Raw genomic sequence first — 25,430 nt, forward strand, 5'->3', positions numbered from 1 at the left:
TATCAACTATCAATCATGATTATCGAAAGTTTTCAAAACGAAAAGATAAAAAACATCACTAAACTTCTGACGGATAACCGTTTTAGGAAAAAATCCGGTGTTTTTGTTGTAGAAGGGCAGCAGGAAAATGAAAGAGCTCAGAAATATCACTTTGAAGCCGAAGAATTTTTTGTTTGTGAAAATATTTTTAAAGGAAAAATTCCAAAGGAGAAAGTATATTATGTATCTGAAAAGGTATATGAAAAAATAGCATATAGAGGCAGCTCAGAAGGAATCGTCGGGATCTATAAGACTAAAGAGGCAGAACTAAGTACTTTTAGACCTAAAGAAAATGCAACTTTAATCATTGTTGAAGGTGTTGAGAAACCAGGAAATCTTGGAGCAATTTTAAGAAGCTGTGAAGCTTTTGGAATAGACGCATTGATTATTTCAGATGCCAGAACAGATTTTTATAATCCCAATGTCATCCGCTCCAGCGTCGGCTGTCTGTTTGGAATGGAGTTTTTCCAGGCAGAAAATGAAGAAACTCTTGAATTTCTAAATAAAAATGGATTTAACATCTATACCACGATTATGGATGAGACATCTGATGATTTATATCAAAGAGATTTTACCCAAAAGTCGGCAGTTTTATTTGGGACTGAGCATTCTGGCCTGAGCGATTTTTGGTCTGGAAAAGGAAAAAACACTTTAATTCCTATGGTGGGAAGTATCGACTCACTGAATCTGAGCAACGCAGTAGCGATTACCTGTTATGAAGCATTAAGACAGAAGAAAAATTAATTGATAAATTATCAGGCATAAAAAAACCGCTTCGCTGGGCGAAACGGTTCTTTTATTTTAAGCAGTTGCTAGAAATTATTTCTTAACTGCAGCTTTAGCTGAGTCAGATTTAGCTTCAACGCTATCTTTCTTCATATCAGCTGTAGTGTTGATAGAATCTGTTTTAACGTCTGCTGTAGAATCGATAGCTGTTTGAGTTGAATCAGCGCTAGTTTCGATTGAATCAGTAGTAGAAGTTGTAGCTTCACCTTTCTTACAAGCAACTAAAGAGATTGCAGCGATAGCAGCTACGAATAATGACTTTTTCATAATAAATTAAATTTAATTTTGTTAATATTGTTTTTTAAATCTTTTTCTCTGTTCTGTTATTTGAACAAGACAAAGGTATAGCAGATAGAAAATTTGTTTATGAAAAATAATTGTAATACCTTTGTAAAACAGTTTTACAAATAAATAATACTGATAATCAATACATTAATAATTTATTAAAAAATTGACAGATCTAGATTTACTACACTTTGAGCAGTTAAAAACGGAAGTTCAGGCTCAATATCTGAAAGAATACACTCCTTCCTATGATGAAATATCTAAATGGAAGGGAATTGACATTATATATTTCCAGGAGGATCTCCGAAAAAAGGCTAAAGGAAACATTAGCGAAAAATCATTTTATACCTATTTTAAAAATTCTCCGGTGACCAAATTACCACGCATAGATATGCTTACTTTGCTTAGCGTTTATGCGGGTTACACCTCATGGTTTGATTTTAAAAAACAACATCTTTTTGCCGGTGAATTACTTCAGGATGATCAAGATTTAGATGAAGAAAGCCAACAGGAATTAAATAAAACTACTTCTAATTCGGTAACATTGTCAAAAATCGAATCTCAACCCAAAATAGTTGAAGTTAAAGCATCGGAAAACTTCGATTTACAAAGTATAGATACTGAAAATCAATTGGTTGATCAAAAAATTAATGTAGAAAATATTTCAGGAAACATCAGTTCAAATACAGCTAAAAAAAATCATCAGAGAACTGCCTGGATTGCCGCTACATCAGTTTTTGTCATTTTACTGGGTCTTTTAGGATTTAAAGATGAAATATTCCAGAAAACTTATACCTATTGTTTTACAGATGCCGATAGAAATCAGAATATCCAAAGCACAATTGAGATTAAGGTTATCAAGCAGAATGAATCGCCGCTGTTTTATAGAATTAAACCTGGTGAATGCTTTTATTACCAGACAAAAGATAAAAACATTCAGATGCAGATCAGTTCGACCGTATATGAAAACCTGGAAATTAACCGAAATCTGGAAAATGCGCCTGAAGAAGAAACCATCGAATTAAAACCTGATGATTATAAAATGGCGGTTTATTATTATTCGACCAAAGACGTTTCGGGAAATCCATCAGAACAGATTAATATAAAAAGACGACAGCTGGAAAACCGCATCAGCAATGACGCCGTGATTTCTCAGGTCTATGATAATGAAATATATGGAATTGAGACTTTAGACAAGCAGAAATACATCACTTTAGTCACCACGCCCACTACTTCTCTTAAAAACCTTTCTGTAATCGAAATGAAAACAGATAAAAAAGGAAAAATAATTTCTATTAAATTTAAAATCTCAACCAATGAAAGCAATAAATAAACTTTGGATTTTAGTCATATTGACGGGCTTACTGGTATCATGTGTAAAAAAAGAAGATCATACGATCAGCGATTTAGATAAACTTAGAAACAGCAGCAATAAGAAATCATATCCCGCTGTACAGATGGACAGCATAAGGGTGATCAACGATATTACCACCCAAAAAGTTCAACAGCTTCTGGAGCTTTCTACATTATATCTTTCTGGAAATAGAAATACAGAAATTGACACAACGATTTATTCGCAAATGCAGGGTTATTTTCAAAAACCTGACAGTTTGACCTTTAAACCTTTATTTAAAGAGCTGGAAAGCTTAAAAGTGAAAAAAGTAAAAGTAAATAATCTGACAGTGTATAAAGATGTGCAGAATAAGGATACTTTGGACCTCGCAAAATTCAATGTCGAATATTTTGATAACAGGAATAAATCGATAGGAACATTTGAGAAAAATGCGCAGTATACATTAGTCTCAAAAGATATGAAATTGAAGAAAGAATTTAAATTTTACTTCGTGAATTTCTATCACGAACCTTTGAAGAAAGACACCACATCTGTAGGCGTAACGAGATAATCTACCGGAATATCATTTTCCCAAACATCATGAATCGTATCATCGGGGTTAAAATAATTGACTCCGATTTTTTTTGAATCTTTTGAAATACCTTCAAAAAAAGCATCATAAAAACCTTTTCCGTAACCTAATCTGTTTCCATTCTGGTCGCAGTACAGCAATGGAGTGATGATAGAATCGAAATCTAATATTTCTGAATCTACACTGGAGACCGGCTCCGAAATTCCCCAGTTATTGGTCTGAAATTTTGTTTCGGAGAAAATTTCTATAGAAATCAATTTTTGATCAACGATTTTAGGAACAAAAACCCTGATATTTCTACTGAGAAAATACTGAATAAAAATCTCTGTTTTGATTTCGTTAAACTTTTCAATGGGGATAAAAATATGAACTTTTTGTCCGGAAACAGGTTTAAAATAATTGATGAAATTTTCAAAAATTCTTTCAGACAGTAAGAAAACCTCATCAGAAGACAAGGCTTTTCTTTTTTGCATATATTTTTTTCTCAGTTCAGCTTTCAACATGATTATAAAATGTTAAGCTCACAAAATTTTATATAACTTATCTGATAAACGAACTCTGAACGGAAGCTGAAAAGTAATTTGGTCACCCTTTACTGCAGTTTTGCAAGAACTTCCATTCACGAAAATTTCAGTGATTACAATTTCCTGTTCACCAGTTGTTGGGCCAGAAATCAATACTGTATCACCGACTGCAATCTCATTTGAAAGTAAAAACTGTGCAATTTTCGATTTTGTATAATAATGTTCCGCCTTTCCTACTAAGGTTTTTTTCACTTTTATTTTTTGGCGAATATCTTTTATTTCTGCTTTTGCCAAAGGCTTATCAGGCAAATCTCCAGATTTTTTAAAGGTTAAAGCATCAGATTTCCCTTTTCTGAAAACTTTATTTCCGACCTGTAAGCCTTTTCTTAACCTTAATTGTTCAGCAGCTGGTAAATGCATAATCTCTAAACATTCTGTAGAGCAGCAGTTTTCCATCGCGGCTTTACACTCGTCACATTGTATAAATAAAAGGTGACACGCATCATTCGCACAGTTGGTATGATTGTCACATGGTTTCCCGCATTGATGACACTGAGAAACAATATCGTCAGTGATTCTTTCACCTAAACGATGATCGAACACAAAGTTCTTACCGATGAATTTACTTTCAACACCTTCTTCCTTTACCTGACGTGCATATTCGATAATCCCCCCTTCTAATTGAAAAACATTTTTAAAACCCTGATGTTTGAAGTAAGCGCTGGCTTTTTCACAACGAATTCCGCCGGTACAGTACATCAAAAGGTTTTTATCTTCTTTAAAATCTTGCAGCTGCTCATTGATAATCGGCAGGCTTTCTCTGAAAGTCTCTACATCCGGAGTGATAGCACCTTCAAAATGCCCTACCTCACTTTCATAATGATTTCTGAAATCAACAACAATTGTATTCGGATCCTCCAATAAGTTATTAAATTCCTGGGCTTTTAGGTGAATCCCTTTATTGGTCACATCGAAAGTATCATCATTAAGACCATCGGCAACAATTTTGTGACGAACTTTTATGGTTAATTTCAAAAATGAATGATCATCCTGCTCGATTGCTACATTTAATCGAATACCTTTCATAAAATCATAAGATTCTAACGTATTTCGAAAAGCCTCCAGCTGATCTGAGGGAATGCTCATCTGAGCATTGATTCCCTCATGTGCAACGTAGATACGTCCTAATGCATCGAGTGCATTCCAGGCTATAAATAATTCGTTGCGAAATTTTTTGGGGTCATCAATTTTGGCATACGCATAGAAAGACAATGTAAGTCGCTGCTTACCGGCTTCATCAATAAGCTGAGCTCTTTCTTCTGCGCTTAAGGTGTTATACAGTTGCATGCTATAAACGTTTTAAGTGAGAAAATTTTTGCAAAGATAATCATTTTTCGATTTGAGTGTATAAGACAAAATAACAGAAGCGTACAGGTAAATCTGTCACTATTTCTTTTAATTAAGTCTTAAGCTATGTTAATAATTAATTTGATATTATGATTTTATATTTAAAATGGCATAATACTCGTTAAATTTTAGTTAAAATTGAAACACAGCATATAAATTGCATACTTATTAGCAATAAATTTATGTCAATTAATACTAATTAATATTTTAATATACAATGAAGAGTACTTTAAAAAAACTTTTACCATTTGCAGTTGTAGGAGTGATCTCAGGAGCTACTACCGTTGGCGTACAACAATACATAGGTCACGATTCTGACAATGCTGACCAATCTTATTTCACGAAATCCAGTAACACTTCGTTTGTAGGTATGAATACTGCAGCGGTAGGTGACGATTTTGTGAAGGCTGCTAAAACTACAGTTCCTGCAGTTGTAACAATTAAGAATTATCAGACCAGAAGTACAAGCAGGGCATCTGAGCAAGATCTGTTTGAGCATTTCTTCGGTGATCCTTTCGGCCGAGGAGATCAACGCCAGAAGCAGCAGCAGGCACCAGATAATATGCCTTCAGGAATGGGGTCTGGTGTAATTATTTCTCCAGATGGCTATATTATTTCAAATAATCATGTAGTTGCAGGAGCAAATAAGCTTGAAGTTGTGCTGAGTAATAAAAAATCTTACATCGCCACTTTAGTTGGCACAGATCCTAATACCGATATTTCTTTATTAAAAATTGAAGAAAAAGGACTTCCTTTTTTAAATTTTGCCAATTCGGATAATATTGACGTTGGACAATGGGTACTTGCAGTAGGAAATCCGTTGGGATTAAATTCTACAGTAACTGCCGGAATTATTTCTGCTAAAGGAAGAGGAATCGGGATTTTAGGCGGACAAGGTAAAGCATCTAATCCTATTGAAAGTTTTATTCAGACCGATGCAGCAATTAATCCAGGAAACTCGGGTGGTGCCTTGGTGAATGTAAACGGAGATTTGATTGGAATTAATTCAGCCATTTCTTCCACTACAGGATATTATCAAGGATATGGATTTGCCGTTCCTGCTAACTTAGCGAGAAAAGTCATTGAAGACATCAAGAAATTCGGAATCGTACAGAGAGGATTTCTTGGGGTGACTTCTGTAGATTTATCAAATGATCAGCAAGTGGCGCTATACAACAGAGATAAAAAAGCGAATATCAAAGTGGGATCCGGTGTGTACATTACAGGATTCTCTGACAGAAGTGGTGCTGAAGACGCGGGATTAAAAGCGGGAGATGTAATCACTAAAGTAGATGAAGCTCCGATTACCGATTTTGCAGATCTTTCCATTTCAGTAGGTAGCAAACGTCCTGGAGATAAGGTACAGGTTACTTATTTAAGAAATGGTAGAGAGGCAACTACCACTGTTACCCTAAAAGATCAGAACGGGGGAACAACAGCAAGATCTAAGGCAGATCTGAGCGTCACAGAAAAGATAGGTGCAGATTTTGAACCGTTGAATGATCGATTTAAAACCGAATACGGATTAAATAGCGGCGTCATTACCAAAAACGTTACAGAAGGCAGCGAAATGGCTAAAATAGGAATTGTTGACGATTATATTGTTATTGAAATCAACGGTAAGCCTGTAAATTCTCAGAAAGACGTTGAGAAAATTTTAGACAAATACCAAGGAAATGTACAGGTAAAATTTGTAGATAACTTCGGAAGAATTTATACGAAAGGTTTTAAAATGCCTTAACAGAAATTCAGAACATAAAAAAACGCTGCGGTTATTAACTACAGCGTTTTTTTATTTTATCGTTTGTTCATTTTATCGGCGATCCTCTTTTTCTTTTTCCTTTCATAAATGATTTCTACAATCTTTCCTCCCATCCATGCAAACGGAAAAAAGATCAGAAATATCGAAATCTTATAAAAAGTGGGATGATAAGGAGAAACAATGACATCAAGCATAGCTATAAAAAGCATAATAAAACCAATCAGTATTGCATAGGCGACTTTAGCATACTTAACAATAATTGCTGTAGCAACACCTCCAACTGTACTCCCTAATCCTGAAATAAAAAGCAGAAACCCGAAAAATGCATCATCATTTTTCATGCTTTCCAAAAATCTTTGCCAATGCTCAAACGGCGCAAAAGCTTCAAAAGTAACCCATTTCGGGAAAGCTCTTATGCCAAGAGTAATGATAAGCCCTGCAATTACAAGACCTACTAAAACGGCAAATGTATTTCTGATAAAACTCATTAATCCTGATGTGCAATCATTGAAATTTCGATATCCACATTTTTTGGTAAGCAAGAAACTTGTACAGTTTCGCGCGCAGGATAACTTTCTGCATCCAAATAAGAAGCGTAAATATCATTCATCACAGCAAAATCATCCATACTCTTCAGAAAAATACTGGCTTTAACTACGTTTTTAAAACTCATTCCAGCTTCTGTAAGAATAGCTTCAAGGTTTTTCATTACCTGATGGGTTTCTTTTTCAATACCTTCCACCAATTTACCTGTTGCAGGATCAACTGGGATCTGTCCTGAGATATACAAAACTCCGTTAGCAAAATTTGCCTGTGAATAAGGTCCGATAGCTGCCGGAGCATTCACCGTAGATATTATTTTTTTCATAAATAGATATAATTATTTTTATTATGTATATCGCATTATCTTCACTTGAAGTGAAAATCATGCCGAATTTTCCAAATATAATTTATTTTGGGTGCAAATATAATTTAAATTCTTAATTAATATAACCTAGAAAGGCGGATTAGGCTGTGTAAAGCTTCTGTCTTTATATTTCAGCGCATCGCTAAGGATATTCGCTTTAATTCCGATAAAGAAATCATACACTTTATATTGCCCGAAAGGCACCCAGTTGAAATTGATGGTGAAGCTTCGCTGATCTCTTGAAAAACCGATTCTGGTGTAAGCAAGATCTTTTGTGACCATATCGTAATGTGTACTCCCATTGATATTCCAGTATGGAGTTAGCTTGATGCTTCCGTCTAGCCCAATTGAGGCGATTCTGTTCGGAGTTCTTGTCAATGTTTTGGAATAGGCGTAATTGGCATTAACGTTCAGCGTCCAAGCCTGGTCAAAATGGGCATAATTATCATCATCAAAATAATAATTTTCGTTCCGGATTTCCCCTTTTTGCTTATATTTTTTAGCATAATCTATTTTCTCCCCGAAAAGCTCACTACTTAAAGGATAAGACAGCTGCACATTGAAGCCCTGCACACTGAAAGAACCAAAATTCTCTGTTCTGATACCAGTTTCCTGTCCCGGAATAAATAAAATTTTATATGGATCTAAAGTTAAACTTGTATTGATACTCAGCTTATTTTCAAATAAAGAAGACTGACCACTGACGGTAATAACTGACCAAGGATGAGTTTTTGCCGCAAAGTTGTAATTTCCGGAAATATTTAAAGATTCAAATATTTTGATCTTCTTCACACCTGTAGAATCGCTTTTCGACTTTACTTTCATTTCGATATTATTTCCAATATTGTAGCCCAAGGCTCCAACCATTCCGGAAGATGGGGCACCCACAATACCATTATCAAAAATTGAGTAAGGCGTTATCGCTCCGTTTACATCGTAATAATTTCTAAAATATCCAAAGCCGGGTCCTCCAAAGTCAGGAGAATATGTAAAACCTATACTAGGCGTCATCATGTGTCTAATAGCTTCTATTGAAGCTCCTTTTTTGAAATTCAGCATTCCATAAAGCGTGGTCTGCAGACTCGCTGAAGTAGAAAAAGTAGAATAACCCGCAATTTTTTTGTTGACCTGATCTACAACCTTATTCTCGATGGGATCATAGAATTTGGTTAAAGTTTTTGTCGTTAAGGCATTATCAATATTAGCATTCAAACTGAAAGTGAAATATTTTGCAATGGTTGTATTGGTTCCTACGGCAATGTTGTTTTTAACACCAGTCTGTAATTTGTCCCACATGGCCTTTGTAAACAGCTCACCTTCGCCGGTGCTTACAAAATTGGTTAGATTCAGACCAGTATTAATAGTAATATTTTCTAGTAGCCCGTTTCTTACTCCGGTCTTAGATTTAAATAAATAAAACTGATTGATCGCGACATTCATCTGCGGCAAACGTAAATCTGCTAATCCCGTTGCGAAATTCTGTGAGTAAGAAGCTGTTCCGGTAATTGTTGCGGGAAGCTTCAGGAATCTTTTGGTGAGTGTAAGCGTAGAATTCTGCTGAGTTCTAAGCACACTCTGATCCATAATGTAATTATTATTGACTGTATTATTATAGAATGTCTGGCTTGTCACATCAACTGATGCGGAAAACGTTAAAAACGGATTTGCCTTTGCATCCTGACTATGCCTCCAGGCGATTCTGTAGGTTCCAGTTTTACTATAATCATCCAAACCTTTAATCCCTCGAACCGTTGTTCCGATATCTGCAGCAAAATTACCAGAATACCGGTATTTTTTAAGATAATTCATTTCCGGACGAAGGTTCCAGCTTCCTTTGGTATAAATATCTGCTAAAACTTTCAAATCAAAATGCTCGCCAATGGGTTGGTAATATCCAATTCCGTTCAGGAAAAACCCGACGTCTTCTCTTTCACCAAAACTTGGAATAAGAATACCTGCAGATCTTTTTTCTGAAAACGGTAAGATAGCAAAAGGCATAATCAACGGCGTAGGCACCTGCTCTATATACATCTGAACCGGCCCGGTAATAACAGAACTGCTATTTTTTCCTTTTACCAATTTGATGTGCGGTGCAAGAAGGTGGTAATCTGCCAGAGAATCTTTTTTCTTAATGAAGTAATCATCTGTGGTAAACAAGCCCCGTCTCATAAAAAAAACCGAATCATTGTATTTTTTGGTCTTTTCAGCGACAATAATTCCTTCACTCTCTTCTGTACGGGCATTGTATGCAATTGCCTGACGCGTTTTGGTATTATAACTGAACTCATTAGTCTCGTATTTTTTACCTGCCTGTGTAGTAATAACAGGTTCGATAATCCTACCTAGAGAATCTTGCTTTCCTCTCGCAAAAATAAGGTTTCTTTGTTCGTCAATAGAAATGTAATCTGCATCAATCTGCATATCCTGATATTTTACCTGAGCATTTTTGTTCAGATAAATCATTTTCTTCGGAAAATCACGACGCTGAACGTCTGCTTTAGTCTCTAAAACATCCTCCAGGGCTTCTTTCTTTACAACAATAGTATCCTTTTTGGAGATTGTATCGTTAACTACCTTAGTTTCTGCTAATTTTTTAGGTGTTTGCTGTGCTAAAAAACTGTTAAAAATTAGGATAATTAAAATTTGTAATATATTTTTGAAGACGGTTTTGTCCAATTTTTGTTTTATATAATTTAGGCTCAAAATTAGTATAATTTTTAAAACTGTAAGATGTACACACGAAAATTTAAAATAATTTTAGCATTTCTCTTTATACTTTCTACTCATTTTGCTTATTCCCAAAAAAAATTCACTGTCGTTTTAGATGCTGGACACGGGGGAAGTGATCATGGAGCGAACAGAACATATAGTGATATAGGAAGGATTGCCGAAAAAGATGTTACCCTTGCGTTGGTTCTTAAAATAGGGAGAATGCTCGAGAAAAACAAAGATTTTAAAGTAATCTATACCCGTAAAATAGATGAATTCCCTTCACTATCTGACAGAACGAATCTTGCGAACCGAAGTAAAGCAGATCTTTTTGTTTCCGTACACTGCAACTCTTCGGTAAGACCAACCGCATATGGAACAGAAACTTTTGTACAGGGACCTGATCAGAATGACACCAATCTGGAAGTTGCAAAAAGAGAAAATGACGTAATTTTTCTTGATGAAAAAGATAAACAGACATTTGGCTCGTACGATGCAAGATCTCCGGAATCACTAATTGCGCTTAAACTCCAGCAAAGTAAGTACCTAGAATCTAGTCTTTTGCTCGGTGGCCTTGTTGAAGGAAACTTCGTTAATAAAGACAAAAGATCATCTAGAGGTGTATGGCAAAAAAACCTTCACGTTTTGCGAATGAATGCAATGCCGTCTGTATTGATAGAAACCGGATTTATCAATCATCCGGAAGAAAGTCATTATTTAGCTTCAGAAAAAGGTCAGGACGAAATTTCAGAAAGTATATATCAGGCGATTATCGATTATAAAAAGGCTATCGACAGAAAATCCGGCGGCTCAGTAGCAATAAAAAAACCAGAACCTGAGAAGAAAGAGGAAGCACCTTTAAAAAATGATTTTAGAATATTGCTGATGACTTCTGCAATAAAGTACAATGAAGATGACCCTGCTCTAAAAGGTTTGAATTATATCATGCCTTTAAAAGAAAACGGAATCTACAAATATTACTACAGTGTCACCAATATGGCCTCTATACGCGACAGCAATATAAAAACAGCTAAAGATGCCGGATTCAGAAATGCGTATGCGGTAGGATTTATACCTAATCAAAAGCTCAATACCGGCTACTACACCATCGAAGTATTTGTAGGAAAAGAGAAGCTAAGTGCTAATTCATTTATTCTTCAGACATTAAAAGACGTTGAAAGAGACAAAAACAATGGCCTGTTCTATTACACGTACGGAAAAGTTTCATCATTGGAAGATGCCGTGAAACTTCAGAAAGAACTGGAAGCCAAAGGAGTGAAAAATACGACCATTCAAAAAATAAGTAAATAAATAAAAATAATTTTGAAGTTTAAAAGTTAATTAATACTTTTGCAACCTCAAAATCTGGTCTATTCGTCTAGTGGTAAGGACTCAAGGTTTTCATCCTTGCAACAGGAGTTCGATTCTCCTATAGACTACTAAATTTGATATTTTGCCGGATTAAAGATTCAAGAAGCAAAATGCTTTATTAAAGGCAATGATGATAAAATAAATTTCAGACTCTTATAGAACGGTGAATCAAGTGCTTTCGAGGTATTGACGGAATAACGTTCACCAATACTACTGAGGAATGGAGCAACGCACTGGAGATGCTGACAAGCACAATCAGAAAAACAGAAAAAGAACAATATAATATAACTAGAACAAGCATTAGATAAACTCAAAAATACCTCTCAGAATAAAGTTTAATTTTTTTAAAAATAAATTTGGCTGGTATGGAAAAAGTTTATAAATTTGCACTCACATTTGAACGATATGGCAAATCATAAATCAGCATTAAAGAGAATAAGACAAAACGAGAAAAGAAAAGTTCGTAACAGATACTATCACAAGACTGCAAGAACAGCTTTGAAGGTATTAAGAAATGAAGAAGATAAGGCTGCAGCTACTGAGCAATTGCCAAAAGTTATCTCTTTATTAGACAGATTAGCGAAGAAAAACATTATTCACAAGAATAAGGCAGCTAATTTAAAAAGTAAACTGACTAAGCACGTTAACAAGTTAGCGTAATTATAGGCTGGCCCGTTCGTCTATCGGTTAGGACCTCAGGTTTTCATCCTGGTAAGAGGGGTTCGACTCCCCTACGGGCTACAAAAAAAGAGATTTATCTTATTTTAAATCTCTTTTTTACTCTCTTTTTTTAAATTATAATTAAAAGAGAAGCTGAAAAAAATAAAAAGGCTATGTCTGAAACGGCATAAAAAAGTAGGCCCGTTCGTCTATCGGTTAGGACCTCAGGTTTTCATCCTGGTAAGAGGGGTTCGACTCCCCTACGGGCTACTAAAAAAAACCACTGATTTTTCAGTGGTTTTTTTGTCGATGCATATTGATTAAAAATTAATTTTGCAGGATATCCTATTAAAGAATATGCTGCAAAATTAATTTAATTAGTGATTACTTCTTACTTAAAGCCTCATCATATCTTCTGCTCACTTCTTTCCAGTTGGTAACGTTCCATATGGCAGTTAAATAGTCAGCCCTTTTGTTTTGATACTTCAGGTAATAAGCATGTTCCCAAACATCAATTCCAAAGATAGGCGTTCCCTTTTCTTCTACTACATCCATTAATGGGTTGTCCTGATTAGGCGTCGATGAAACGAATAACTTCCCATTTTTATCGACAGAAAGCCAAGCCCAACCAGAACCGAAACGGTCTGCTCCTGCTTTGCTCATTTTTTCTTTAAAGGCATCCATACTTCCGAAGGCATCTGTAATTGCTTTTGACAGTTTTGCTGAAGGTTGAGTGTCTTTTTGGGGCGTCATAACCGTCCAGAATAACTCATGATTATAATGTCCACCTGCATTATTTCTTACCGCCATTGGCAGTGTTCCGGCTTTAGAAAGAATCTGGAACAAAGTCTGCTTTTCCTGAGGTGTTCCGGCAATTGCTTTATTTAAGTTACTCACGTAAGCTGCAGCATGCTTAGAATAGTGAATTTCCATTGTTTGTGCATCAATATTCCCTTCCAGTGCATTGTATGCGTAAGGTAAAGGAGTCTGCTTAAATTGTGCAAACGCAAACTGCGCTGCAAAAACTGCAGTGAATGCAGCAATTTTATAAATCTTCATAACGTTTTGTTTGTATGGTTAAACATTTATTTCTCTTTGGCTGGATGCTGGATATTGGAAGCTGACAGTTTTCATAGTGTGTTACACATTTCCTACATCATCATCACAAATCAGCCCTATTTTAATAATTTCCTGATGTCTTCTATTAATAACTCTCGATCCGGATGATACTTTCCGGTTAATTTTGGAGTTTTCCCTTCTTCATCAGCATAATTCAAACCTGAGTAGTACAAGATTGGCATATTTTTTTTGTTATAACGACAACGTACATTTCCTTCCTGATCTACCAAAGCAATCATTCCGCTGTGGTTAAGGCTTTCTCCTTCATCACTCTCATCACCGACATAGATATTAAACTGATCTGCAAGATCACCTATATACGATCTTTTTCCGGTGAGAAAATGCCAGTTGAGCGAGTTTACACCGATCATTTTTGCATGCTCTTTCAAAATTTCAGGTGTGTCATTATCAGGGTCTATACTTATAGAAATAATACCAAAATCAGGACTGTTGATTTCATGCTGAATAAACTTCATATTTGAATTCATCACAGGACAAATTGTAGGACACCGGCTGAAAAAGAACTCTACCAGATAAACTTTTCCTAGCATATCTTTATTTGAAATTTTCCGGCTGTTTTGATTGGTCAGTTCAAATTCCGGAACTTTCATTACTGTATATAGACTTTTCTTAAAATAGCTCATCCCAAAACCGATTCCTAAAAAAAGCAGAGCAATCACAACAATCGGGATAATGATTTTATTTTTTGATTGTGCATCAGGCTTTCTATTGGTGGGCATACTTCTCAGGATTTTTATTAAATTCATCCTTGCAGTACGTACTGCAAAAACCGTACACTTTATTTTTATAGATCGTTGTATCTTTAATATATTCTGCTGTTTTCATATGACAGATGGGATCTTCTGCATTCACAACTTTAATATTTTTCATATTCCCTTTGGAAGTAGTCATCGTCTTTTTGTGCTTCACCTTCGGCGTTTCCCTCGCACATGACCATAACGAGACAGACAGTATTGCTGTCAGAATTATTGTATATTTCATAAAATTACAATTGAATTAAGTTTAATTAACATTGAAAAAGTCCTGATTAAAATCAAAACAGAATTTAAATAAACTCAACAAGAGGCGGATGAAATATTTTCGAAAAACTTTGAGATTTGTACAAAACTAAATAATCAGCGTCGATTTTTTTATTTAAAAACTCAGAATTTACCACTGAAAATGAAAGAATTTCCCCTGAAATAAAAATATCTATTCCCACAATTTTTATATTGTGAGAATTATTAGATTGCTTTTCCGTTTTCGCCAATTCTTTTTTTACGAAACATTTCCCTTTACAGCTTGAGTCTCCAACATCCTTATTTTCACAGAGGTTTTTAACAATATACTCATAATTCACTACATAATTGATCAATGGCAAAACAGGGCGAATCGCGATCGTAAAAATGATGAAAAAGGATATTAAATATTTCAGCAGTCAATCTTTACTACAAATATACTCTACAAATCTTTTTAAGCAGCAAGTTATGATGAATGTCATTCGGTTAAAATCAAAAAAACTTAAAATTTCATCTTCTGAATCCTTACTGCATTTAAAATAGCCAATAATGCTACACCAACATCAGCAAAAACAGCCTCCCACATCGTTGCAATTCCACCTGCTCCCAGAATTAAAACAATTGCTTTTACCATAAATGCCAAAGTAATATTCTGCCACACAATTTTTTTGGTCTGTTTTCCTATGTTGATCGCCATCGGAATTTTACTCGGCTGATCATCCTGAATGACAATATCAGCAGTTTCGATCGTTGCATCACTTCCTAATCCTCCCATCGCAATCCCTACATCACTCAATGCAATAACAGGCGCATCATTGACACCATCACCAACGAAAGCGACAGTTTGATTTTTTGATTTAATTTCTTTAATCTTATTTACTTTATCTTCGGGAAGCAAATCTCCGAATGCATTTTCAATTCCCAACTGATCTGCTACGAATTTTACAACGGAAGTTTTATCTCCGCTCAACATCGTAGTTTTTACACCTAAAGATTTTAATTTATTAACTGTCAGCTGAGCATTAGTTTTTATAGAATCGGCAATGGTAAGATAGCCCACGAATTTTTCATCATAAGCAACAGCAATCAAAGTATAGACAATGTTTTCAGGTTTAAAATCAAACTGAATATTGAATTTTTCGAGTAATTTAAAATTTCCGACCAACAATTCTTTTCCATTAATATTTGCTTTCAAACCATGTCCTGCAATTTCTTCTACATTTTCTAATTGAATAGAATGATCAACTTCTCCCACAAACTCATGAATTGCGGTTGCAACTGGATGCGTACTCTGGCTTTCCAAAGCATTGACTAATTTTAGAATTTCATCTTGATTAAATTCATCATTAAAATAAACTTCCTGAACTTTAAAAACACCTTCCGTCATCGTCCCCGTCTTATCCATCACAACAGTATGAATATTCGCCAAAACATCTAAAAAATTACTTCCTTTAATTAAAATTCCATTTCGGCTTCCTGCTCCGATTCCCCCAAAATATCCTAAAGGAATTGAAATCACCAAAGCACACGGACAAGAAATCACCAGAAAAACCAATGCTTTATACAGCCAAGTTTTAAACTGATAATCGTCTACAAAAAAGTAAGGCAGAAAAGTAATTCCAATTGCCAGAAAAACTACAATCGGCGTGTAAATTTTCGCGAATTTTCTTATAAATAACTCTGTAGGAGCTTTTTGAGAAGTTGCATTCTGAACGAGTTCTAAAATTTTGCTCAACTTACTGTCTTTAAATTCCGCTGTAACTTTAATTTGACTTACGGTATTTAGATTAATCATTCCTGCCAAAACTTTTTCACCTTTTACTTTGGTATCGGGTTTACTTTCACCTGTCAGTGCAGAAGTATTGAAGGAACCTTTTTCAGACATCAGTTCGCCATCCAAACCTAATTTCTCTCCGGATTTTAATTGAATGATTTCGCCAATGTTTACCGTTTCGGCTTTCACAACTTGAGGTTTTCCGTCTTTTAAAATGGTAACTTCATCGGGACGTTGATCAAGTAGTAATTTAATATTTGATTTTGCTCTCGTAACTGCCATTGCCTGAAATACTTCACCTATCGAATAAAAAAGCATCACAGCAACACCTTCCGGGTATTCATCGATTGCAAACGCACCAACTGTAGCAATCCCCATCAGGAAAAACTCTGAAAACACATCACCGTGAACGATGCTTTCATACGCTTCTTTTAAAACTGGAATTCCGACAGGAAGATAAGTAATCATATACCAAACAAGACGAAGCCAACCATTGAACCAATTATTTTCAATAAAATGATCAAGAGCAATTCCTATCAATAATAAAGAAAACGAAATGATCGCAGGAAGAAACATCCGGAAAATGGTTTTGTCTCCCGCATCATGAGAATGCTCATGCTCGTGGCCATCTTGTTCTGAGTGATCGTGCTGTTTTTTTGGTTTTGTGCTGCAACATTCTTCCATAACAAATAATTTTAAGCAAATTTAAACTTAAAGCACATGCAATACTATTGCAAACTTTCCATACAGGTTTCACAGATGCCTTTTGCGAAAAATCTAATCTCATCAATCCTGAAATTGGTCTGAACATTTTCCGGAATAGAAATATCTTCTTTGCAGGTAGTTTGTTTACAGATTTTGCAGTAAAAATGAAGATGCCAATCTTTATGCGTTTTTTCATCACAGTCGTCATGACAAAGTTTGTATTTTGTAGTTGTATTTTCCTGAATACTGTGAACGATCCCTTTTTCTTCGAAGGTTTTTAAGGTTCTGTAAATGGTTGTTCTGTCTGCATTTTCAAAATAATTTTCTATTTCAGATAAAGACAATGCTGTGTTTTGAAAATTTAAAAAATCATACACCAAAATCCTCATACTTGTAGGTTTGGTATTTTTATCGATCAGTTTGTTTTCGATTTCTTCTTTCATAATAAATCTAATCCGATTTTTTGAAATTATAAGTTAGCGAAAAACTTTAAGACTTCATCTTTTTAAGCTTAAAACAAAAAGAATTCTTAATTTTATGCTATGAAAGTTTTAATTATCAACGGTCCGAATCTGAATCTGTTAGGAACAAGAGAACCTGAAATCTATGGAACTATTTCTATGGAAGATTATTTAGAAAAATTAAAATCTGAATTTCCTTCTTATGACTTGAAATACTATCAGTCGAATATTGAAGGGGAATTGATCAACAAGCTTCAGGATGACGATTTTGATGCGGTGATTATCAATCCCGGAGCTTTCACGCATTATTCTTACGCAATTGCAGACTGTTTAAAGAATATTCAGAAGCCGAAAGTGGAAGTCCATATCAGCAATATTTACAAAAGAGAAGAATTTCGTCAGAAATCTGTAACAGCTTCTTGTACCGATGCGGTTTTGTCTGGTTTTGGAATGGATGGATATCGATTGGCGATTTTGAGTTTGAAATAACTTCATATTTTAACTTATTTAATATGATGTCATGAAGAAAAATCCCTACAATCTTATTTTTATTTCAGTGATTGTTCTTGGGACTATTGCGCCATTTATTAGTTATTTTATCGTCGTTCAAATGTTCTTTTTATTAATTCCTTTTGGAGTAATATTACTGATTTCCTTATTGCTTTTCATTATCAATTTCATTAAATATAATATAAAAGTATTCAAACTAAGATCAACAAAAATAATTATAATATTGCCCGTTTTTTTATTTATTCAAATGTTATCTACTTACTCTGTCGATAAGATTCAAAAATTAAGATCAGAACAAATTATTACTAAGTTGGAAAATAGTAAAAACATTTATCCAAATTCATTAGATACAACATTTGGAATAAAATACAATAAATAAAGGGATTCCAACGACTTTGAAATCGAGTATGAAAGAGGATTTTTTGTCAGAGAAATTTATTCTAGCCATGAGAAAAAATGGCAGAGTTACGGTTGGAATGACTAAAGAAAATAAAATAAAAGCCTCATCAATTGATGAGGCTTCCTTCACTATTTCTAAATGGTCTGTCCCTGCAATTGAGGACCAGAAGCAATTAGCTTTTTGGCTTCGTCATTACCGCAGTACTGCTCGAAGTTCTTAATATATTTTGCAGCAAGATCTTTTGCTTTTTCTTCCCATTCTGCAACATTGCTGTAAGTATCTCTCGGATCTAAAATACCCTCAGAAACATTCGACAATGAAGTTGGGATTTCCAAATTCATTATAGGAATGATTGTTTTATCAGCATTTTCAATTGATCCGTCGATAATTGCATCTATGATTGCTCTTGTATCTTTTAAAGAAATTCTCTTTCCGGTACCGTTCCATCCTGTGTTTACCAAATATGCTTTCGCGCCATGTTCTTTCATTTTTCCGATCAATGTTTTAGAATACATTGTTGGGTGTAATGTTAAGAAAGCTTCACCAAATGCAGGAGAGAATGATGGTTCAGGTTCTGTAATTCCCCTTTCGGTTCCGGCTAATTTTGATGTATACCCACAAAGGAAATGATACTGAGCCTGGTTTTCATCCAAAACCGAAACCGGAGGCAAAACTCCGAAAGCGTCTGCAGAAAGATAAACAATCTTACTTGCGTGACCTGCTTTTGACGGTAAAACGATCTTATTAATATGATAAATTGGATAAGAAACTCTTGTATTTTCGGTGATAGATCCGTCTGTATAATCAGCGATTCCATTGTTTACCACAACATTTTCAAGAAGCGCATCTCTTTTGATCGCTCTGAAAATATCCGGTTCTTTTTCTGCTGACAAATCGATTACTTTGGCATAACATCCGCCTTCATAATTGAAAACCCCGTTGTTATCCCAACCGTGCTCGTCGTCACCAATTAAATATCTTTTAGGATCTGCAGATAAGGTGGTTTTCCCTGTCCCTGAAAGTCCGAAGAATAACGCTACATCTCCTTCTTCACCAACGTTTGCAGAACAGTGCATAGATGCCATTCCTTTCAAAGGAAGGTAATAGTTCATCATTGCAAACATTCCTTTTTTCATTTCGCCGCCGTACCAAGTTCCACCGATAATTTGTAGTTTCTCAGTAAGGTTGAACATCACGAAGTTTTCAGAATTTAATTCTTGCTCTTCCCAATTAGGGTTTGTGGTTTTAGATCCATTAATCACTGTAAAATCAGGCTCTCCGTAATTTTCTAAATCAAAATGAGAAGGACGGATGAACATATTGGTCACAAAATGTGCCTGCCAAGCAACTTCAACGATAAATCTTACTTTTAGTCTTGTGTCATCATTTGTTCCGCAAAAAGTATCTACAACATATATTTTCTTAGCATCCGAAAGCTGCGTTAATACTAAGTTTTTACAAGATTGGAAAATTTCAGGAGTTGTAGGCAAATTTACTTTACCATCCCAGAAAATAGTATCTTTCGTTATATCATCCTCAACAATATATCTGTCTTTAGGTGAACGGCCGGTGAAAATTCCTGTCTGTACAGATACAGCACCAGATTCTGTAAGCTCAGCTTTTTCAAAACCTTGATTTTCAGGTGAAACTTCCGCTTGATATAACTCTTCGTAGGAAGGATTATAAGTTAATTCGTACTCTCCTTTAATCCCTAATTTTTGTAAATCCTGGATGATTTTAGCGTTTTTCATTTTACTTATATTTTCTGTTTCTTTTGTAGGCTCAACTATAGTAATATTAACTAATTGTTAAACTTCGATAAATATAAACATATAAGCGAAAATGGCAAATAAAAAATAACCCTTTTAATCAATTGATTAACAATCAATTAAATCACTCCATTCGAAAACAGTAGTAAAACCTTTTCCCCAAAAATACTCTTCAAAGCCTTCAAATTTTGCACTCATAACAAAATCACCGCCCCAAGCGCCTAAACTTTTGACAAATTTTGCACAATCAGCAAAAAAAATTGATTTAACTGTCGGAATCTTAATAAAATCTGAAATACGTTGTTCATGTAGCATCATTAGATCAGAAAAATTATCTAATTCATCACACAACAAAATATTTCTTGTGAGATCAGAAAATTCATCAACTAATTTTTGAGACTTTACTTTTGACTTATATAGATTGATCCCATCTCGGCTGTCTTGCTTTTGATTTAAGTGAATGAAAATCAGCTCATTCTTAAATTTTGGGTTATAATTGACTTTTTCAAAATGTATTTGAGGTTTATTCTGATACAAAACTGCTGATTTCGCTTTTGCCACCGCAATATCATAACCGCTTCCGCCAAGACTTATTGAATTAAGATAAAAAGGATCAATCTCTGACCATTCCGCAAGGTTATTCATTAAGGTAGAACTGCTTCCCAGACCATAATCTGCCGGAAACTGAAGATTTGTCTTTAAATGATAGGTATCAGTGTTTTTAAATTTAATTTCAGAAAGACTCTGAACATTTTTGAGCGTTTTAAGAATAAACTCTGCACTTGAAGTAATATTGGTTTCTAGAATCTGCCATTTTTTATAATCGATGACGGCTTTTAACCATAATTTATTTTGATGGTAGGCTTCCCAGAAAATAATTGATTTCCCGTTTTGCTTTTCTTCAAAAAAAAACTCCTGTCCTAGCTTTGTGGGTACAGCTAAGACAAGAGCTCCATCTACAGCGAAATATTCTGAAGTCAGCATCAGCTTTCCCGGTGAATAGATCTCGCTCATTTTTATAAAATTAGATTGCAGAAGCCGATGTAACTTCGCTGTCAATTTTTTTTATTAATCCCTGCAACGTTTTTCCCGGCCCTACTTCAATGAAATTGGTAGCACCGTCTTTGATCATATTTTGCACAGACTGAGTCCACTTTACAGGGCCTGTCAGCTGAGCAATCAGATTATTTTTAATCTGTTCAGGATCTGTTACCGCTGTTGTTGTAATGTTCTGATATACAGGAATCGTAGCATTTCTGAATTTTGTTTTTTCGATAGCTGCAGCTAGTCTTTCCTGAGCCGGCTGCATCAATGGTGAATGGAAAGCCCCGTTAACCGGTAACAACAATGCTCTCCTTGCCCCCGCTTCCTTCAATTTGGCACAGGCCTCTTCAACAGCGGCAGTTTCCCCGGAAATTACCAGCTGCCCCGGGCAATTATAATTTGCAGGAACAACAGTCCCATCTATAGTTGCGCATATTTCTTCAACTAACGCATCCTCTAAGCCTAAAATTGCCGCCATTGAGCTCGGATTTGCATCACAAGCTGCCTGCATTGCTTTTGCTCTTTCAGAAACCAATTTTAAGCCGTCATCAAAAGACAAAACACCATTGGCTACCAACGCTGAAAATTCCCCTAAGGAATGTCCTGCAACCATCTCAGCGCCAAGACCGTTGATGGCCTTTAAAGCAGCCACCGAGTGTATGAATATAGAAGGTTGGGTAACTTCTGTTTTTTTAAGATCTTCCTCTGCTCCACTAAACATAATGGAAAGAATATCGAATCCTAAAATTTCATTGGCAGATTCCATCAGATCTTTAATGTCTTTACGGGAATCGTATAACTCTTTTCCCATCCCTACAAACTGTGAACCCTGCCCAGGAAATACAAGTGCTTTCATTTATTGATTTAAAATTTATATGAATACTTTTAAAGTAGAATTACTTTTCGATTTAAGGAACTAATCTGATGACACGGAAGCCCGTATTTACATATGCTCCGTTGGTTTTAGATTTTACAAATTCAAATTTGGTTGCAAGCTGTGTCTGCACTTTATTCATTTGTTTGAAAATCTCTCCTTTTTTGTTTTCTCTGGCCAGCATATCGTTGACGACATCAAAACCAATCACTGCATATTTGCCCGGAGCCTTGCAATATTTGGTCTTGTAAGCGGCTAATATCTCTTTTTCAAAGCTTCCTTCAGCATTTATTTTTCTATCCATTAAATACACCAAACTTGCCTGGCTTAGTTCATCCACTTTTTTCTCAAAACTCGGAACCGGATATAAACTAAATGCTTTCATGCCCTGAACTTCCTTTGAAAGTGCAATCATCCTGCTCGAAAAAGCTTCACCTACATTATCATTATCACTTGCTAAAATGGCAATCACCGGTGCAGACTGACCTGTCATCATGTTTTGATCCAGCTGAATGTCTGCGGCGGAATTTACAACCGTTATATTAGCATTTTTTACAGCTTTTTCAAGATTGGCTTTAATATAATTGGCATTCTCCTTTTTAGAATCTGCAACCACATAAATTTTTTGATCTGAATATACTGTTTTTACTTCTTCAACGATCTTATCAGAATAGGTCTGGTCGTTAGTTTCAATAATAATTAAATTGCTGTAATTATATAATTCCGGAGAGTTTGCAAATGGTGCCACCACAGGAATTTTCTGAGTTTTTGTAAAATCTAAGAGATCAATGACATTTGACTTAAAAAAAGGACCGATAATTAAATCTGTATTATTCGGGTTGATTTGAGTCAGTGAGTTTTTGAACGAATCCTCGTTTCCTGAATCTACAATTTTTATATCTAATTTTTGGCCGTTTTTTGCATTTCTTTCGATCGCTAATTTAGCTCCCGTAAGAAAATCCATTGCCATTGCACGATACTGGGTTTCGTTTGTGCTGTAACCGAAAGGAAGCATTAAAACTACACTTAGTGCATCGCCACTTTTCTTTGTATAGGCTGCATCTAATTTTTTAATTTTAAGTATCATTCCTGTTTTTAAGCCTCTCGCCAAATCGGGATTCAGTGCGATCAACTCATCAATAGTAACCCCAAATTTATTGACGATAGAAAATACGGTATCTCCCTGTTCAACAGTGTATGTTGCATACTCGTCCTGTCCTGAAGAAGTATGAACCGTTGTTGATTTTTCGTTACCGGTATCAATTTTTGTTTTTGTATTGGTGGGCTGTGAAACCTCTACAGCAGATTCAACAGAATTTATAGTTGTTACGGCAGCTTGATTGCCGCCATATTTTTTAATACTGTCTAATGGTAAAGTAATTTCTTCACCAATTTTCATATGAGCATCCAATTCAGGATTTAATTTTCTTAAATCTGTTTCAGAAATTCTGTACTGCTTTGTAATACCGTAAATTGTTTGTTTTGGCTGAAGCAATATTTTTCCTGTTTGGGACGAAGAAGGCAATTTTGCAGGGGCAGAATTTCCACCTTTCACCTTTAGTACATCACCTATTGCAAGTTTTCCGTCTTTAAATTTAGGATTGAGTTTAAACAGCTCATCGATCGTGATTCCATATTTTTTTGAAATATTATAGGGATTATCACCTTTTGTAACCGTGTGCGTCTTTTGAGCAGATACGCTCAAAAACATACATAAACCAGACAGTAAAAAAAACCTCTTAATCATTTTCGATATTATAATGTACAAAAATACTTCTTTAAAATTAAATGGCAACAATTATTAATTTTGATTGTTCCACCTCCATTTCCTCTAAGCAAGCTTCAAGCCACTCATATCCATAATCTGCAAAAAATACGGCGAAATTAAAAATTCTTTCCTGCCATGTTTTGGCCGGATGAACATTTAAAAATAAGCTTTCTAAACGTTCCAATAATTCATTTTGCTTAATTTTTTCTGCATGGAGCAATCTTTTTTTCATTCTCTTAAAAGATTTCAGCTGGCGTACTTCCTCTGCCTTTACCATATTTCCGAAAGATTTTTCTGTGGTTTCAGCTAAAGATTTAAGCTCTGAAAAATTATTAATAATTATGTTTTCCTGTTTGTCTAATGACTCAAGGACAGAATTTTTATCGAGAATTTTGGCATTGGTGATTTTGGTAAAGTTTTGAAAGAAATCTTCAATTTTCAAATCCAGCTTTTCAATTTTACCTAAGGTCTTTTCTTTAATAAAAAGCATTGAATTTCTTGGAATCAAAATCGGAAAAGGAATACTGAGTTTAGAAAAATAGTCTTTCAGTTCAAGCCAGTACATGATTTCTGCATTTCCACCGATGTATGCCAAATTTGGCAAAACTTTCTCCTGGTAAAGCGGACGCATTAATGCATTCGGACTAAATCTTTCAGGAAAATTTTCAAGTTCAGATAGAATTTCTTCTTGTGAAAATTTTTTATCCGTATCGACTATAATATAATTTTTGCCGTCAAAATCTATTCTATCTCTCGTTTCAGACAAGTAAAATAGATTGATTTCTCTCGGATTAACCTGAACTTTTCCATACTTTTCTGTTAGAAAATCAACTTTATTTTTTGATGTCTGATGTAAACTGAAATTGATCAATTCATCTTTAAAAACATCTTTAATTTGATTTTTAAGCTCTTTAGAATCACCGTCAAGAATCAGCAGTCCAAAATCTGAAAATAATCTGTTGACTAAAATTTTTATCGCCTCAGTCAAATTATTTCCAATTTTATAGGCTTCTTTCAACATTAAAATCAGTTCAGTCCCGAAAATAGAATCTTTGAACTCCTTTTCAAATTCAGAAATAAAAAAAGTATCATTGATGTTTATTCTGCCGACAGGTCCACCAGACCTTTCGTTGATTTCGTAATAATTATTTTCAGTTTTAAAATGATTGATCTCGGCAAAATCGTGATCTTCCGATGCCATCCAATATACAGGGACAAAATTATAATCCGGAAATTTCTCTCGAAGATTGCTGCAGGTTTTGATAGTCTGCAGAATTTTATAGATAAAAAAAACAGGCCCTGAAAAAAGATTCAGCTGATGTCCTGTTGTAACGGTAAATGTATCGGGTGAATTTAAATTTTCAATATTCTGCTTCTGCATTACGGAAAGCTGAAGTTTTGAAAGCTGTTCTTTAAAAACGTTAACGATAATTCCCCTTTGAAATTGATCAAAAGAGTTTTGTTTTAAATGAATATGCTCTGCAAAATTATCGAAAGAAAAAGTATAGTTTTCAAAGCCTTCGATCTCATGATTTAAAAAATCTTTGACCAGCTGAGGAATACTCTCTATGTCGGTGAATGCTATTTTTTTGACTGTTTTCAATTGGATTGA

24 protein-coding genes and 3 tRNA genes are annotated in these 25,430 nt (G+C 34.9%); 11 read left to right on the top strand and 16 right to left on the bottom strand.

From position 1 onward, the window contains the following. Positions 1–15: 15 nt before the first annotated feature. Complete coding sequence (locus tag K0U91_RS04730; RefSeq protein WP_220178596.1) at positions 16–783, top strand: TrmH family RNA methyltransferase; 768 nt, start codon at positions 16–18, stop codon at positions 781–783. Positions 784–858: 75 nt separating this feature from the next. Here K0U91_RS04730 and K0U91_RS04735 read toward each other — a convergent pair whose 3' ends face one another. Continuing rightward, positions 859–1,092 (bottom strand): hypothetical protein, encoded by a 234-nt coding sequence (locus K0U91_RS04735; protein WP_220178597.1) that lies wholly within the window; start codon positions 1,090–1,092, stop codon positions 859–861. A gap of 184 nt (positions 1,093–1,276) precedes the next feature. On the opposite strand from K0U91_RS04735, the gene K0U91_RS04740 reads away from it, so the two are divergent. Both K0U91_RS04740 and K0U91_RS04745 read left to right on the top strand, forming a co-directional pair. Then, positions 1,277–2,443 (top strand): hypothetical protein, encoded by a 1,167-nt coding sequence (locus K0U91_RS04740; RefSeq protein ID WP_220178598.1) that lies wholly within the window; start codon positions 1,277–1,279, stop codon positions 2,441–2,443. Further along, the gene (locus tag K0U91_RS04745; RefSeq protein ID WP_220178599.1) at positions 2,427–3,014 is read left to right on the top strand and encodes a hypothetical protein; all 588 of its coding nucleotides are present in this window, start codon (positions 2,427–2,429) and stop codon (positions 3,012–3,014) included. The genes K0U91_RS04740 and K0U91_RS04745 overlap by 17 nt, the downstream gene beginning before the upstream one ends. Here the strand turns inward: K0U91_RS04745 and K0U91_RS04750 are convergent. Together K0U91_RS04750 and trhO are read right to left on the bottom strand one after the other, a co-directional pair. Next, positions 2,966–3,508 (bottom strand): 5-formyltetrahydrofolate cyclo-ligase, encoded by a 543-nt coding sequence (locus tag K0U91_RS04750; protein ID WP_258561810.1) that lies wholly within the window; start codon positions 3,506–3,508, stop codon positions 2,966–2,968. The two genes, K0U91_RS04745 and K0U91_RS04750, sit on opposite strands and share 49 nt — an antisense overlap. A 48-nt stretch (positions 3,509–3,556) precedes the next feature. Beyond that, positions 3,557–4,906 (bottom strand): oxygen-dependent tRNA uridine(34) hydroxylase TrhO, encoded by a 1,350-nt coding sequence (gene trhO / locus K0U91_RS04755; protein ID WP_220178601.1) that lies wholly within the window; start codon positions 4,904–4,906, stop codon positions 3,557–3,559. Positions 4,907–5,183: 277 nt separating this feature from the next. On the opposite strand from trhO, the gene K0U91_RS04760 reads away from it, so the two are divergent. Next, positions 5,184–6,707 carry a trypsin-like peptidase domain-containing protein gene (locus K0U91_RS04760; protein ID WP_219970204.1) on the top strand — a complete coding sequence of 508 codons (1,524 nt, stop codon included), beginning with the start codon at positions 5,184–5,186 and terminating at the stop codon, positions 6,705–6,707. A 56-nt stretch (positions 6,708–6,763) separates the two neighbouring features. On the opposite strand, the gene K0U91_RS04765 is transcribed toward K0U91_RS04760, so the two are convergent. The 3 genes from K0U91_RS04765 to K0U91_RS04775 all read right to left on the bottom strand — a co-directional run bounded on the left by K0U91_RS04765 (position 6,764) and on the right by K0U91_RS04775 (position 10,311). Then, positions 6,764–7,216 carry a hypothetical protein gene (locus K0U91_RS04765; RefSeq protein ID WP_219970203.1) on the bottom strand — a complete coding sequence of 151 codons (453 nt, stop codon included), beginning with the start codon at positions 7,214–7,216 and terminating at the stop codon, positions 6,764–6,766. Beyond that, positions 7,216–7,596 carry a RidA family protein gene (locus K0U91_RS04770; protein ID WP_219970202.1) on the bottom strand — a complete coding sequence of 127 codons (381 nt, stop codon included), beginning with the start codon at positions 7,594–7,596 and terminating at the stop codon, positions 7,216–7,218. Before K0U91_RS04770 ends, K0U91_RS04765 begins: the two co-directional genes overlap by 1 nt. 126 nt (positions 7,597–7,722) lie before the next feature. Continuing rightward, positions 7,723–10,311, bottom strand: coding sequence for a putative LPS assembly protein LptD (locus K0U91_RS04775; protein ID WP_219970201.1), 2,589 nt, complete (start codon positions 10,309–10,311; stop codon positions 7,723–7,725). 54 nt (positions 10,312–10,365) lie between these two features. On the opposite strand from K0U91_RS04775, the gene K0U91_RS04780 reads away from it, so the two are divergent. The 5 genes from K0U91_RS04780 (at position 10,366) to K0U91_RS04800 (ending at position 12,645) form a co-directional block, all read left to right on the top strand. Continuing rightward, complete coding sequence (locus K0U91_RS04780) at positions 10,366–11,655, top strand: N-acetylmuramoyl-L-alanine amidase family protein (protein WP_220178602.1); 1,290 nt, start codon at positions 10,366–10,368, stop codon at positions 11,653–11,655. A gap of 56 nt (positions 11,656–11,711) precedes the next feature. Next, positions 11,712–11,783, top strand: a tRNA-Glu gene (locus K0U91_RS04785). A 337-nt stretch (positions 11,784–12,120) separates the two neighbouring features. Next, a complete protein-coding gene (gene rpsT / locus K0U91_RS04790) occupies positions 12,121–12,375 on the top strand; it encodes a 30S ribosomal protein S20 (protein WP_219970180.1) in 255 nt (84 codons plus the stop codon). A gap of 9 nt (positions 12,376–12,384) precedes the next feature. Continuing rightward, positions 12,385–12,456 (top strand) — tRNA-Glu (locus K0U91_RS04795). 117 nt (positions 12,457–12,573) lie between these two features. Continuing rightward, a tRNA-Glu gene (locus tag K0U91_RS04800) sits at positions 12,574–12,645 on the top strand. 114 nt (positions 12,646–12,759) lie between these two features. Here the strand turns inward: K0U91_RS04800 and K0U91_RS04805 are convergent. The 5 genes from K0U91_RS04805 to K0U91_RS04825 all read right to left on the bottom strand — a co-directional run bounded on the left by K0U91_RS04805 (position 12,760) and on the right by K0U91_RS04825 (position 17,435). Further along, the gene (locus tag K0U91_RS04805) at positions 12,760–13,434 is read right to left on the bottom strand and encodes a superoxide dismutase (RefSeq protein WP_219970179.1); all 675 of its coding nucleotides are present in this window, start codon (positions 13,432–13,434) and stop codon (positions 12,760–12,762) included. A gap of 116 nt (positions 13,435–13,550) precedes the next feature. Beyond that, a complete protein-coding gene (locus K0U91_RS04810; RefSeq protein WP_220178603.1) occupies positions 13,551–14,234 on the bottom strand; it encodes an SCO family protein in 684 nt (227 codons plus the stop codon). Then, complete coding sequence (locus tag K0U91_RS04815; protein WP_220178604.1) at positions 14,221–14,496, bottom strand: YHS domain-containing protein; 276 nt, start codon at positions 14,494–14,496, stop codon at positions 14,221–14,223. Before K0U91_RS04815 ends, K0U91_RS04810 begins: the two co-directional genes overlap by 14 nt. A gap of 519 nt (positions 14,497–15,015) precedes the next feature. Further along, positions 15,016–16,971 (bottom strand): heavy metal translocating P-type ATPase, encoded by a 1,956-nt coding sequence (locus tag K0U91_RS04820; protein WP_220178605.1) that lies wholly within the window; start codon positions 16,969–16,971, stop codon positions 15,016–15,018. Positions 16,972–17,015: 44 nt separating this feature from the next. Beyond that, on the bottom strand, positions 17,016–17,435 hold the full coding sequence (locus K0U91_RS04825) for a Fur family transcriptional regulator (RefSeq protein WP_220178606.1): 420 nt from the start codon (positions 17,433–17,435) through the stop codon (positions 17,016–17,018). Between the two features lie 99 nt (positions 17,436–17,534). Between K0U91_RS04825 and K0U91_RS04830 the strand changes: the two genes are divergently transcribed. Then, the gene (locus tag K0U91_RS04830) at positions 17,535–17,942 is read left to right on the top strand and encodes a type II 3-dehydroquinate dehydratase (RefSeq protein ID WP_220178607.1); all 408 of its coding nucleotides are present in this window, start codon (positions 17,535–17,537) and stop codon (positions 17,940–17,942) included. A gap of 31 nt (positions 17,943–17,973) precedes the next feature. After that, positions 17,974–18,342: a hypothetical protein gene (locus tag K0U91_RS04835; protein ID WP_220178608.1), complete on the top strand. Its 369-nt coding sequence runs from the start codon at positions 17,974–17,976 to the stop codon at positions 18,340–18,342. 155 nt (positions 18,343–18,497) lie between these two features. Here K0U91_RS04835 and pckA read toward each other — a convergent pair whose 3' ends face one another. The 5 genes from pckA to bshC all read right to left on the bottom strand — a co-directional run bounded on the left by pckA (position 18,498) and on the right by bshC (position 25,421). Further along, positions 18,498–20,114: a phosphoenolpyruvate carboxykinase (ATP) gene (pckA, locus tag K0U91_RS04840; RefSeq protein ID WP_220178609.1), complete on the bottom strand. Its 1,617-nt coding sequence runs from the start codon at positions 20,112–20,114 to the stop codon at positions 18,498–18,500. 126 nt (positions 20,115–20,240) lie between these two features. Then, entirely contained in the window at positions 20,241–21,146 is a 906-nt protein-coding gene (locus K0U91_RS04845) for a GYDIA family GHMP kinase (RefSeq protein WP_220178610.1), read from the bottom strand. 10 nt (positions 21,147–21,156) lie between these two features. Continuing rightward, positions 21,157–22,032, bottom strand: coding sequence for an ACP S-malonyltransferase (gene fabD / locus K0U91_RS04850; RefSeq protein WP_219970170.1), 876 nt, complete (start codon positions 22,030–22,032; stop codon positions 21,157–21,159). Between the two features lie 52 nt (positions 22,033–22,084). Continuing rightward, a complete protein-coding gene (locus K0U91_RS04855; RefSeq protein ID WP_220178611.1) occupies positions 22,085–23,797 on the bottom strand; it encodes an amino acid ABC transporter substrate-binding protein in 1,713 nt (570 codons plus the stop codon). A gap of 37 nt (positions 23,798–23,834) precedes the next feature. Next, on the bottom strand, positions 23,835–25,421 hold the full coding sequence (gene bshC / locus K0U91_RS04860) for a bacillithiol biosynthesis cysteine-adding enzyme BshC (protein ID WP_220178612.1): 1,587 nt from the start codon (positions 25,419–25,421) through the stop codon (positions 23,835–23,837). Between the last annotated feature and the right edge of the window lie 9 nt (positions 25,422–25,430).

It is taken from the genome of Chryseobacterium sp. LJ668 (genome assembly GCF_019613955.1).
Lineage (GTDB): Bacteria > Bacteroidota > Bacteroidia > Flavobacteriales > Weeksellaceae > Chryseobacterium.

What these genes read in the sequence shown, in the direction of transcription:
- K0U91_RS04770 (WP_219970202.1), bottom strand. Translation starts at nt 7,596, where the DNA reads ATGAAAAAAATAATATCTACGGTGAATGCTCCGGCAGCTATCGGACCT.
- K0U91_RS04815 (WP_220178604.1), bottom strand. Translation starts at nt 14,496, where the DNA reads ATGAAATATACAATAATTCTGACAGCAATACTGTCTGTCTCGTTATGG.
- K0U91_RS04830 (WP_220178607.1), top strand. Translation starts at nt 17,535, where the DNA reads ATGAAAGTTTTAATTATCAACGGTCCGAATCTGAATCTGTTAGGAACA.
- K0U91_RS04745 (WP_220178599.1), top strand. Translation starts at nt 2,427, where the DNA reads ATGAAAGCAATAAATAAACTTTGGATTTTAGTCATATTGACGGGCTTA.
- K0U91_RS04855 (WP_220178611.1), bottom strand. Translation starts at nt 23,797, where the DNA reads ATGATTAAGAGGTTTTTTTTACTGTCTGGTTTATGTATGTTTTTGAGC.
- K0U91_RS04805 (WP_219970179.1), bottom strand. Translation starts at nt 13,434, where the DNA reads ATGAAGATTTATAAAATTGCTGCATTCACTGCAGTTTTTGCAGCGCAG.
- K0U91_RS04845 (WP_220178610.1), bottom strand. Translation starts at nt 21,146, where the DNA reads ATGAGCGAGATCTATTCACCGGGAAAGCTGATGCTGACTTCAGAATAT.
- pckA (WP_220178609.1), bottom strand. Translation starts at nt 20,114, where the DNA reads ATGAAAAACGCTAAAATCATCCAGGATTTACAAAAATTAGGGATTAAA.
- rpsT (WP_219970180.1), top strand. Translation starts at nt 12,121, where the DNA reads ATGGCAAATCATAAATCAGCATTAAAGAGAATAAGACAAAACGAGAAA.
- K0U91_RS04735 (WP_220178597.1), bottom strand. Translation starts at nt 1,092, where the DNA reads ATGAAAAAGTCATTATTCGTAGCTGCTATCGCTGCAATCTCTTTAGTT.
- fabD (WP_219970170.1), bottom strand. Translation starts at nt 22,032, where the DNA reads ATGAAAGCACTTGTATTTCCTGGGCAGGGTTCACAGTTTGTAGGGATG.
- K0U91_RS04810 (WP_220178603.1), bottom strand. Translation starts at nt 14,234, where the DNA reads ATGCCCACCAATAGAAAGCCTGATGCACAATCAAAAAATAAAATCATT.
- K0U91_RS04835 (WP_220178608.1), top strand. Translation starts at nt 17,974, where the DNA reads ATGAAGAAAAATCCCTACAATCTTATTTTTATTTCAGTGATTGTTCTT.
- K0U91_RS04750 (WP_258561810.1), bottom strand. Translation starts at nt 3,508, where the DNA reads ATGCAAAAAAGAAAAGCCTTGTCTTCTGATGAGGTTTTCTTACTGTCT.
- K0U91_RS04765 (WP_219970203.1), bottom strand. Translation starts at nt 7,216, where the DNA reads ATGAGTTTTATCAGAAATACATTTGCCGTTTTAGTAGGTCTTGTAATT.
- K0U91_RS04780 (WP_220178602.1), top strand. Translation starts at nt 10,366, where the DNA reads ATGTACACACGAAAATTTAAAATAATTTTAGCATTTCTCTTTATACTT.
- K0U91_RS04825 (WP_220178606.1), bottom strand. Translation starts at nt 17,435, where the DNA reads ATGAAAGAAGAAATCGAAAACAAACTGATCGATAAAAATACCAAACCT.
- K0U91_RS04820 (WP_220178605.1), bottom strand. Translation starts at nt 16,971, where the DNA reads ATGGAAGAATGTTGCAGCACAAAACCAAAAAAACAGCACGATCACTCA.
- K0U91_RS04760 (WP_219970204.1), top strand. Translation starts at nt 5,184, where the DNA reads ATGAAGAGTACTTTAAAAAAACTTTTACCATTTGCAGTTGTAGGAGTG.
- trhO (WP_220178601.1), bottom strand. Translation starts at nt 4,906, where the DNA reads ATGCAACTGTATAACACCTTAAGCGCAGAAGAAAGAGCTCAGCTTATT.
- K0U91_RS04730 (WP_220178596.1), top strand. Translation starts at nt 16, where the DNA reads ATGATTATCGAAAGTTTTCAAAACGAAAAGATAAAAAACATCACTAAA.